The organism is Roseivirga thermotolerans, assembly GCF_014653175.1.
GTDB classification, from domain to species: Bacteria; Bacteroidota; Bacteroidia; order Cytophagales; family Cyclobacteriaceae; genus Roseivirga; species Roseivirga thermotolerans.
Genome location: NZ_BNAG01000002.1, coordinates 251,836 through 261,975, shown reverse-complemented (window position 1 = coordinate 261,975; position 10,140 = coordinate 251,836). Strand labels below are relative to the sequence as shown.

Here is a 10,140-nt window from a genome sequence, read left to right as displayed (position 1 = left end):
CAGACCTAAGTCAATTTAAGTAAGACAAGGCCTCTGCCAAGAGAGACAGAGGCCTTAAGATAGTATTTCAATCAGATTAATTTCTTGAAGGAAATGTTCCAAACAAAGCTATGATGTAGTAGATGGCCAGGTAGGGCTGCATGTTACTAAACGGCTGACTACCCCCTGTTAAACCCACAGTTGGCGACCCCACAAATTGAACACCCACACTTCCACCATTGTAGAAAGAATTTGAACTTGGCGCAGATGAAAAAATATCATTTCCCGTGTTGGCCAGCACACCTTTAGAAGGATCACTTTCATCTTCATCGCCTGAATTGGCATTTACAGGAATTGTCACTATACCATTAACACTATCCATACTCGCCAAGTGGTTGTGCGAAGGCATATTCAATACCGTTAACTGAGTGTTTGCCAAGCCGCCTCTTTGCCCTAGCCTGTAAGTTGGTAATCCAGGGCCTGTCCCAGGGCCAATTGGCACTCTGCCCCTTAAATCGGGCAAGGCAAAGGTGGTTCTTCCATCTCCGCCATAGGTAGTCCCTAAGATTGAAAAAAGTGCAGTATTGGATGAAATAGCCATTAACTGCCCCTCACAAAAAGCCCATCCGCGGGGAGCAAAATTGCCCGCAAAAAGCATAACTTGACCTATAAAAGGTTCCATAGTATTTAATGTTTACTGTTGAAAAAAAATTTTGATTAAGTAAACGAATTAAATCAAGAGTTCCTAAAATGATTTTGCCATTGGTTAGATTCGGCAGATAAATACTAATTGACCCTATCGTTGATAACTTTTGGTAAACCAGGTAACTCCCTGGCTCTTTAAATTGGCATGAAGACTTTCAACCATCTCTAGTTTTTATTGGTATCAACATACCATATATTCGTTGGAATTCTAACCAACCCAATACGCAGAACAATTAAACACACATGACATCTATTAAGCTACCCCTCAGGTTCAACTCATCTCTACTGAAACAAGAGGTCGATTCAATCGACCGAGAACTTTACCACGATATTTACAACCCTTTCGTAGATCGTGACATGCTTTTTTCACTTCACCTCGTAACTCCTGACTTAAAGAGTGGAGGGTTTATACCGAATGAGCTTTTAACTAAGTTTCCCGAGTTATTCAAAATATATAACAGCATTAAGTCTGATAAGGAAACGTACCGAATTCACATACTCAGGTCCGGAGGTGTAATTAGAAGACATAGAGACATAGCCAGAAATTATGAAAACGGTGTTTTTCGAATTCATATTCCGGTTTCACACCCTAATGGAATGCTTACTCTATTGAATGACAAACCCGTGGACTGGCAGGAAGGAGAATGCTGGTATCTGGATTTAGACATGCCTCATGAGATAAGAAATGAAAGTGACCATGATAGAATACATATAGTAATGGATTGTGTAAGAAATGCCTGGTGGGACAATATTTTTTCTCAGGCCAACTACACCCCTTCATTTGGCACCGGGTATTCGAGAATGCAAAAAGAAGAACTTCAAGAAATGAAGCAGCTCTTAATAAATATGAATTCCAACGCCAATGAACTGGTCATTGCCCAAATTGAACAAGAACTAAAGAATAGAGAAAGCGCATAGCGTCAGAGCTACAACCCAAGGTATGGGTTGAACCAACCGGAATCGACCATATTGGAATGGGGAATATTGAGCTCATGAAGGGCTGCTGTTCTTAGTTGCCGGCCAAGGGTACTTTGGGTGGAAGCTACTTTACCCTTATATAAATGTTCAACCAAATGAATCACACTTTCTTCTCCTCTCAGAGCTTTGGACGGAACAAAACTTCCTCTGGAAGAATTTATTTCAATACCCGAAAGCTGTAAAACTCCTCCCCCATCACGACTAGCACCCAACAACACCCCAGACTCATAACCAAGGGCTTCAAAAACATCTCCATTAAACCAGTTTACCTCTTGCGGCTGCGAAGCTCCCATGGTAAGTGTAGTGGAATACACTTTAAATGCCTCTTCGGGCTCAAAAGATAGGTCTCTAAGTAAATAAGGCAGCCCAAGCAAAGGCACTTTTTGGTGGAGCTTTCTATTAATAAAGCCTTCCATAAACAGCCGCGCCTCCTCCCCACAAAATGCAGCAATAAGAAAGTCGGGAGAATCTTTTTCTATGTAATCGAGTACTACTGACGGGTCTGAAAGATTGTCTACTCCCTGAGGAAGTCTTGTTACGGCAAAAGACCACTTGGAATCAGGGTTGGCCTTTTTCATGCCAAGATCCATTGCTTTGGTGAAATTATAGGCCATATCATATACTCCGCCTACTAGCATTCCTTTTGAACCAAACTTCTCAGTGCCCCAATAACCTAAGCTCCACATTTGCTGCCAGATGTGGTCTGAGTTAATAAATACATTATTGGGCAGGTCTTTTAGCTCTGGCAAATGACCTCCCAAATTATTCACCACAATAGGAACACCAGCCGACTCGAATACTTTTGAACAAAAAGCCAGAGTTTGGTTAGATACAATACCGGTAATGGCATCGACTTCATGAAATTCAGTCATTTTCCTCATGACCTCCTCCACCAATCGAGGGTTTCCGTTGCCAATAAATTCTAACTCCATTTGTTCTATACCCACTTCTTTAGCAGCACGCTTTAGCCCACTTTTAAAACGTTTAGCCATAGGAAGAATAGATGAGCTGGGAAGAAGTACACCAAGGGTAAAATCAGTCATTCGGTATGTATTTGTTTATTGAATAGTTTGGCATTAAGGTTCCGACAAAACTGTGGAAAAAGAATCCGATTTCAAGTCTTAAGTCAGATTTTTATCTTTTAATTTAGAAATCCTAAAAAAACGAAACTACATGAATGCACACAATACAATGCATGAAGATCTGGAAAAAGCCTTAAAGCACTTTAACTCCGGCAACCTATCAGAAGCGGAGTCATTACTCAATGAAATTTACCATAAAGAGCCTGACAACATAGATGCCTCATTTTACCTGGGCATTCTTGCTGCTCACAAAGGCAATGCAGCAAAAGCTATTAATCATTGGAAACAGGCTCTGAAGGTTGATGCTAATCATTTTGAGAGTCTCTCCAACCTGGGCTATCTGTATACGCAAATCAATGATCTTAAATCGGCCAAAGATTACCTTCTCAAAGCCAGCCGACTAAAACCACAAAGAGAAGAAGTTAGCCTACAGCTTGCCCAGGTACACGACATGCTGGGTGAGAAAAGTCAGGCACTGAGTATACTGGAACTCTTGTTGCAAGAAGAGCCGGTAATACCCGATGCTTATTTGTATCTGGCCGATTTAAAAGCTAAAGAAGGGAAACTTCAGGAGGCAGAAGCACTACTGAATGAGCTCACCCGTAAAGCTCCTCAAGTTCATCAGTCCCATCTGTACCTTGCCCGGTTATACTCGCTTGCCGGCAGGACTGCGGAAGCAGAAAAGGCCTTTAAAAAAGCGCTCGAACTCGGGCCTCAATTCATGGAAACCACTTTTGAGTATGCCCGGTTTCTCATTTCTAACGGGCAGGGAGCTCAGGGAGCTTCTTTGCTTGATGAAATGGGAAAAACCTATCAGCACAATGTTCAGGTTCAAGTTCAAATGGCGGGTTTGTATGAAGAGTTAGGCAACTTTGAAAAGGCTTTGGAGGCCTATACCAAAGCTTTGGATTTAGCCCCCGGAAACGAGGAAATTAAAAACAAGCGCAGCCAAATATATACCCGTTTCGTTCCTCCCTGGCACATGGAGATGCTCTCAGACCTTGAGCGCAACGAGGCATACCAAAAGGCTATAGAATCGGTGGTAAAAGAAAACTCAGTGGTTCTTGACATTGGTACAGGGAGTGGTATTCTCTCCATGATGGCCGCAAGAGCTGGTGCAAAACATGTATATACCTGCGAGAGTTCAGGTTTGCTAGCCGAAGCGGCACTAGACATTTTCAAGAAAAACGGATACTCAGAAAAAATTACGCTCTTTAAAAAATACTCTACGCAAATACCACCGAACGACCTGAAAGAAAAACCAAATGTTATTGTGGCCGAAATATTCGACTCAGGACTACTGGGAGAGCATGCCGTATTTTCATTTAGACATGCCATTGAAGCTTTAGGAGCACCAGGTTGCAAAACCATTCCCCAATCGGCCAATGTAGTTGGCCGCATAATTAGCCTACCGAAACAAAAGCAAATTCATCCCATAAAAGACATCTCGGGCTTCGATTTGTCTCCTTTCAATAAGTTTCGCGTAGCTGAAGCCTATCTGTCTATGAAGCTATCGGCTACGGAGCATGAGTTTATGTCCGATGAAAAGGATTTACTTCATGTGAACTTCGAAAAGCCCTGGCCAACCATTCCGGGCAATCATAGCCAAAGAGTAGAGCTTGAGTTTGAAATAACCCGGAATGACAATATTCATGGTGTGGCCTTTTGGTTCAAACTGAACCTAACCAATGACATATCTATCTCTAGTGCTCCAGAGAGAAAGGACAATCACTGGGGGCAAGCCATTGCTTTTTTTGACAAGGAGTTAGCTGGCAAAAAAGGCGATGTTCTTGGACTTACTTTGTGCTATAACGACATCAAAATCTGGTTTGAAAATGCCAGAATAGTCAATGAATAGCCAGCCAGACCAAATCCACAGCGAAGTATGAAACCAAGTCATCGTTTTTCATTTCGGTTCGACTACAAACCCATACTCAAGGAGTTTCAATCTTTATCCGTTGAATGCCAGAAACATTTCAATACCGGCTACTATGATGGGGAATGGAGCGGTCTTTCTTTAAGAAAACCAGTTGATGCCCGGCACGAATTGAGTGCCGGAGATCAACAAAGTGATAGTTATCAAGACACTGAATATTCCGGCTTAATGAGCTCCACTCAGTCCATACTGGACTACTTCCACTGCGAAAAAACGGCAGTCAGAATTCTCAAATTGACTCCCGGAAGCCATATAAAAGAGCATTCAGACCACAGCCTAAGCTTTTTTGACGGGCTCGTTCGTTTGCATATTCCATTGCAAACCAATCCGCAAATTGAGTTTATTGTTGCAGGAGAAAAATTACCCATGAAAGAGGGGGAATGCTGGTTTGCCAATTTTAATGAGTTGCATAGTGTTTACAATGGCGGCCAAACCGATCGAATTCACTTAGTAATTGACCTGAAGGTAAATGACTGGCTAGCTTCTCTATTCGAAAAAGAAGGTATCATCAGTACAGGAGAAGAAGCACCAGACCCAATGGATAGCCAGCCCAAGTCTGCCAAAATAGAGATGATTAAATCGCTTCTATCCATGAATAGCGAAACTTCTACCGATCTGGCTAAGAAGCTCATTAGCAAATATGGACTTGAGAATGAGATTGCCTGAATAATCCATTATTGAAGTGGGAACTATACATGTGCTCACTGCTTTCATCTGGGAGCAGACCCGCTCCTTAAACAGCTTCTATCGCGATTATTATTTAAAAGAATGCAGAATTCCGATAGAATGGCACTGTGAATAGGAAAGCAACTAGTTTAATCTGATTCTTAATCTCTGAGCCACTTCGTAAGCACAGGGAACCCTGCCCTGCCTTTGGCAACCTCCTCTTCGCTTCTGCATAGGCCCATCCATTGCAATAGTGGTAGTGCTATGTAATTCCCAGCCTCAAAGTTTTCTATATACCATTCTGAAGAGTCTTTGTATCCGTTTTCATGAAAAACAATATGCGGATCTAAATCAAGATACCTTAGTGCAGCATAACTCCAAAGTATAGCTGCCGGCTCCAGACTATTAATATTCATTCCCTCCCCCGGCTCCAGGTCTCCGGACGCACATGCTCTTTCTTCGGGTTTCATCAAAGCTAAATGACCTGCCTCATGGAGAAGGTCTCCCGGATAAGTAAGTTTTGACTCATCATAGAGAATTATGCCTTGATCGATGCGAATACCGGGAACAAAGGTTTCACCGGTGAGAATAGCTTCTCGAACAGACAAACCAATTTGCTCAAGAAAGGTGGTGATCTTAAAAATCACCTGACCTCTATCTACCGCAGGTACCATAAAAGCCTTTCTAAAAAATAGTGGTTATGCGTTTGGCAATCTAGCCAAACGCATAACCACACACAGATTAATTTCCTACTTCTCTCAACAACGTTTCAATAGCTTTTTCCAGCTGCTCATCTCTACCTTTATCGATTAGGCCCGGCATATTCTTTATTTTGATATCCGGCTCGGTTTGCAGATTTTCCATCCAGCGGCCGCTCTTATCTTTGGCACTTACCGGAACTACTCCCCAGCGACCACCATTAGGCAGACCTTCCCAACCGGCAAATGAACAGGTACCCGGTACGGGCATACCCAGCGTAGTACCAATTTTAAGATCGGTATAGCCCTGTGCAAAGCAATGACCATCGCTATAGTTCGATTCATTGAACATAGCCAGCGTGGGCTTGGTCCAGCGCGAGGTTGGCTCTCCCCCTACTACTTTGGCAGCCGTGGCATAGGTTATAAATGGCTCTCCGGTAAAGAACATAGCCAGATCGGCAACCAAATCGCCTCCGCCATTAAAGCGGGTATCTACAATTACTCCTTTGGTTTCATAGTATTTGCCCAGCATATCTTCAAATATGCTACGGTAAGGGCCGTCACTCATGCCCGGAATGTGCACATATCCTAACTTTCCGTTGGACTTCTCTTTGACTTCGGCCTCGTTGATACGAACAAACCTTTCATAGAGCAATCCTCTTTCGGCTCCCAGAGAAATGGGCTTCATGGTGATTTCCTGTTTATTTTCACCCTTCGCATCGGTTATTTCCAGTAGCGTAAACTTATCGGCCTTTCTGTTGAGGTAGGCAGCTATGTCTCGATCGGGAGTAATGGTTTCTCCATCAATTTTCTGGATAATCATTCCCGGTTCTACATTGAATTTGGCCTTATCAAGAGGGCCTCCTTTAATTACTTCAGTAATGCGTATGCCATTCCCCTGATGTTTGTAGTCGAAGAAGATGCCCAAAGAGGCTGTTGCATCTGCGTTTTCTATACTGCTACCATAGCGTGCCCCTGAATGCGAAACGTTCAACTCGCCTAACATTTCTGAAAGCATTTCTGAAAACTCATAGCCATTGCCAATAGAGGGCAAATACTTTGCGTATTCTTTGCGCATGAGCTCCCAGTCCACACCGTGGTAGGTTGGCTCATAGAAAATGTTTTTAGTACGAATCCACACATGATCAAACATATAGGCTCTCTCGGCCACTTCATCGTAAGTCATTTCGCCTCGAATGGAAATCCCTTCTTGTTTACCACTTTCGGGGTCAATTTTAGAAATCCTACCTCCACTCAACAGGTAGAGATTTTTCATGTCTTTATCCCAGGTCATTGAACCAAAACCGGTATTCAAGCGAATGGCCTGCTTTGTTTCCCTGGTTCTCAGGTTAGTAACCCACAGGTTTTGTCCGGCCTCAAAGCTGGCCAGGTAGTACAGCTTTTCTCCGTCTTTAGAAAGTACTGCATCGCCCAGGTATGAGGAATGAATGGTAAGTCTTGCCTTGCGCTCTTTCATTCCGTCCCAATCAAACTTCAGGTCTTTACTCTCTTCTTTTCTCGGCTCTTCTTTCTTTTTCTTTTTATCACCATCTTCCTCTTTAGGCTCTTCCTTCTTCTTGGTTTCTTTTTCTATCTCCTGCATGAGCTCATAATCTTCTTTGCTCATATTGAATTGGTCATAGGCCTCCTGAGTAAAGAACATGGTGTATACATCGCTCTGACTTCTGCCGCTGGTAGCCAAACTTTTGAGTCCGTCCCGGTTGCTAAACCATATCATTTGCTTGCCTTCATTTACCCATTTAGGAGACGAATCGTAATAACCGCTTTCTGTAAGGTTAACTCGTTGAGAACCATCGGCAGCCAAAAGCAACACTTCGCTATTGTTCAGCAGCTTGCTCCAGTCTACCAGCAACCATTTGCTGTCCGGGCTCCAGGTAAAATACTTGTCTCCGTCTCTCATGTGAAAGAGGTCGTCCTGTGTAAGCAGGCTCACTTCGTTTCCGGAAGCCACATCTCTAACCACCAAATTTCTTCTGTCTTTTATGTAGGCCAGTTTCTTTCCATCGGGCGAGAAATTAGGCATATAGGCATCTACCTCTCCGCTAATCATGGGCTCTTCCTTCAAAAGAGTAGAAGCAAAAAAGAATGGCTCCTGGGCTTCTCTGATCCGGGTTGACTTAAAAATGCTCCATTTACCGTTGCGCTCTGCGGCATACACTACCGACTTCCCATCTGGGCTGAAAGTAACAAACTGCTCTGCTTCGGGCGTATCGGTAATTCGTTTGGTGAGTGACCCATCTACAGAGGTTACAAACACTTCGCCCCTGGCCACAAAGGCAATCTCTTTTCCGTTGGGAGAAACCGCCATTTCACGAACACCGCCATTAATACTTATAAACTTGTCTTTATTGGTTTTCTCCTGTGTGCGTATGGTCACATTCACTTTCTGAGGCTGCCCGCCTTCGCGCATGGTGTATAACTCTCCGTCATAGCCAAAGGCTAGAGTGCCACCTCCAAAACTCAGGAACCGCACGGGGTGTAAATCGAAAGATGTTAGCTGCTGGCTTTGTGATGGGTTAGCCAGGCTCATTTTATGCACATTGAAAGTTCCACTGGCTTCGCTTAGGTAATAAACTGACTGCTCATCGGCAGAAAAAACAGGCTGCCTGTCTTCGCCAGCTCTATTGGTGAGCATTTTGTGTGTGTTTGAAGCTTTGTCGTAAATCCACAAATCTCTTGTTATGGCAGAGGTATGGTGCTTTCTCCACTCGTTTTCACCTCCTTTTTTATCGTGGTAGATCATGGTATTGCCATCCTTACTCACTTGCACATATTCGGCAGGAATGGTAAAAATCTGATCTACTCTTCCTCCTTTTATCGGCACACTGTATAGCTCAGGCTGCGAGCCTGTGGGGTACTGACGGTGCTCCTTTGTATCCATGCGTTGGGCTCCAAAAATCACCGACTGGTCGTCATGTGAAAAAGTAAAGGGGCTCTCATCGTTAGAGTGATAGGTGAGTCTTGTAGCAGGGCCTCCGTTGGCGCTCATCACAAATACATCAAAGTTGCCGTATCGGTCAGATGCAAAGGCAATCTTTTGACCATCACTGCTCCAAACGGGCATATAATCATGCGCTTCGTGAAAAGTTATCTGCCTGGCTTCTCCGCCACCAACCGGCACCACATACAAGTCGCCTTTATAAGTAAAAGCAATTTGCTGACCGTTGGGCGAAATAGACTGGTATCGAATCCACTTTGGCGTTTCCTGGGCATTGAGTGCCAGAAGGGTCAGGGAAAAAAGTAGTGTAAAGAGTTTCTTCATGAATTGAATTTTTTTAGAAAGCCCAATCTATGAAAACTGCGCTTAAGGAGGAAGAAAGAACTCCACAAGCCCTCATTAAAATCGACCGAAGGTCAATGCAACGTTTGTCTGTACTAAAAACAGCTTCTTATCAGGTATTTTCTTCTTTGTTTCGGGGCTTGTATAGGACAATAATCTGAATGGAGAGACCAATAATTACCAGGGCTATAACTTCCAACTGAGTAAGATAGTCCATGGCATCTACCGATTTAGTGGCCTTCTGTAACTGCCTCTTACCTTCTGCCAACTGTATTTTAGAGAGCGCATAAAGGTCTTTTTCCATGGCATCTATTCTCCCTAAGAATACTGACTTGGCCTCTTGAGCATTCTTATTTTTTGAGGCCCAATCGGCTTCCAGCACCCTAAGTTCTTTCATATGGCTGGCAAACGAATCGAGAAAGCCCTTCTCTTCGCGAGTGAGGCGGGTACCATAAAACTGCTCTACAAACTGACCGATGGAGTCATTGACCATTTTAGACCGACCATTAAAAAAGGCCAAATCATCGCGCAGAATGGCCAGACGTTTTTCCTCAACCAGCAAAGTAAGCTCAAATACCAGGTCTTTGGCTACCAGCCGATCTTCATAAATGGTAACAACCGATTCTTTCACTCGTCTAAAATGCTGCCGGTCTACGAGATTAGTCGCTAAAATAAGAAGGAAGACCACCAGCAATCCGGCCGTCCATTTCAATTTGTCTGCCATTGTTTTCATAGGTGAATTTATTTAACCATAGGCCACATAGTCTATGGTAACGCTCATTTATACAGTGCGTA

The 10,140-nt window shown here is 43.6% G+C and carries 8 protein-coding genes; 3 read left to right on the top strand and 5 right to left on the bottom strand.

Annotated elements, in window-relative coordinates:
- Positions 1-76: 76 nt before the first annotated feature.
- The gene (locus tag IE164_RS07110) at positions 77-661 is read right to left on the bottom strand and encodes a phage tail protein (protein WP_189629528.1); all 585 of its coding nucleotides are present in this window, start codon (positions 659-661) and stop codon (positions 77-79) included.
- Positions 662-927: 266 nt separating this feature from the next.
- Here IE164_RS07110 and IE164_RS07105 point away from each other — a divergent pair, with 266 nt between their 5' ends.
- Positions 928-1,602 carry an aspartyl/asparaginyl beta-hydroxylase domain-containing protein gene (locus IE164_RS07105; protein ID WP_189629527.1) on the top strand — a complete coding sequence of 225 codons (675 nt, stop codon included), beginning with the start codon at positions 928-930 and terminating at the stop codon, positions 1,600-1,602.
- 8 nt (positions 1,603-1,610) lie between these two features.
- Here IE164_RS07105 and IE164_RS07100 read toward each other — a convergent pair whose 3' ends face one another.
- Positions 1,611-2,705: an ABC transporter substrate-binding protein gene (locus tag IE164_RS07100; protein ID WP_189629526.1), complete on the bottom strand. Its 1,095-nt coding sequence runs from the start codon at positions 2,703-2,705 to the stop codon at positions 1,611-1,613.
- A gap of 130 nt (positions 2,706-2,835) precedes the next feature.
- Here IE164_RS07100 and IE164_RS07095 point away from each other — a divergent pair, with 130 nt between their 5' ends.
- A complete protein-coding gene (locus IE164_RS07095) occupies positions 2,836-4,602 on the top strand; it encodes a tetratricopeptide repeat protein (protein WP_189629525.1) in 1,767 nt (588 codons plus the stop codon).
- Between the two features lie 27 nt (positions 4,603-4,629).
- On the top strand, positions 4,630-5,346 hold the full coding sequence (locus IE164_RS07090) for an aspartyl/asparaginyl beta-hydroxylase domain-containing protein (RefSeq protein WP_189629524.1): 717 nt from the start codon (positions 4,630-4,632) through the stop codon (positions 5,344-5,346).
- Positions 5,347-5,507: 161 nt separating this feature from the next.
- On the opposite strand, the gene IE164_RS07085 is transcribed toward IE164_RS07090, so the two are convergent.
- The 3 genes from IE164_RS07085 to IE164_RS07075 form a co-directional block, all read right to left on the bottom strand.
- Positions 5,508-6,020 carry a hypothetical protein gene (locus IE164_RS07085; protein WP_189629523.1) on the bottom strand — a complete coding sequence of 171 codons (513 nt, stop codon included), beginning with the start codon at positions 6,018-6,020 and terminating at the stop codon, positions 5,508-5,510.
- Positions 6,021-6,087: 67 nt separating this feature from the next.
- Positions 6,088-9,327 carry a S41 family peptidase gene (locus IE164_RS07080; protein WP_189629522.1) on the bottom strand — a complete coding sequence of 1,080 codons (3,240 nt, stop codon included), beginning with the start codon at positions 9,325-9,327 and terminating at the stop codon, positions 6,088-6,090.
- A 130-nt stretch (positions 9,328-9,457) separates the two neighbouring features.
- Entirely contained in the window at positions 9,458-10,069 is a 612-nt protein-coding gene (locus IE164_RS07075) for an MCP four helix bundle domain-containing protein (protein ID WP_189629521.1), read from the bottom strand.
- Positions 10,070-10,140: the final 71 nt, after the last annotated feature.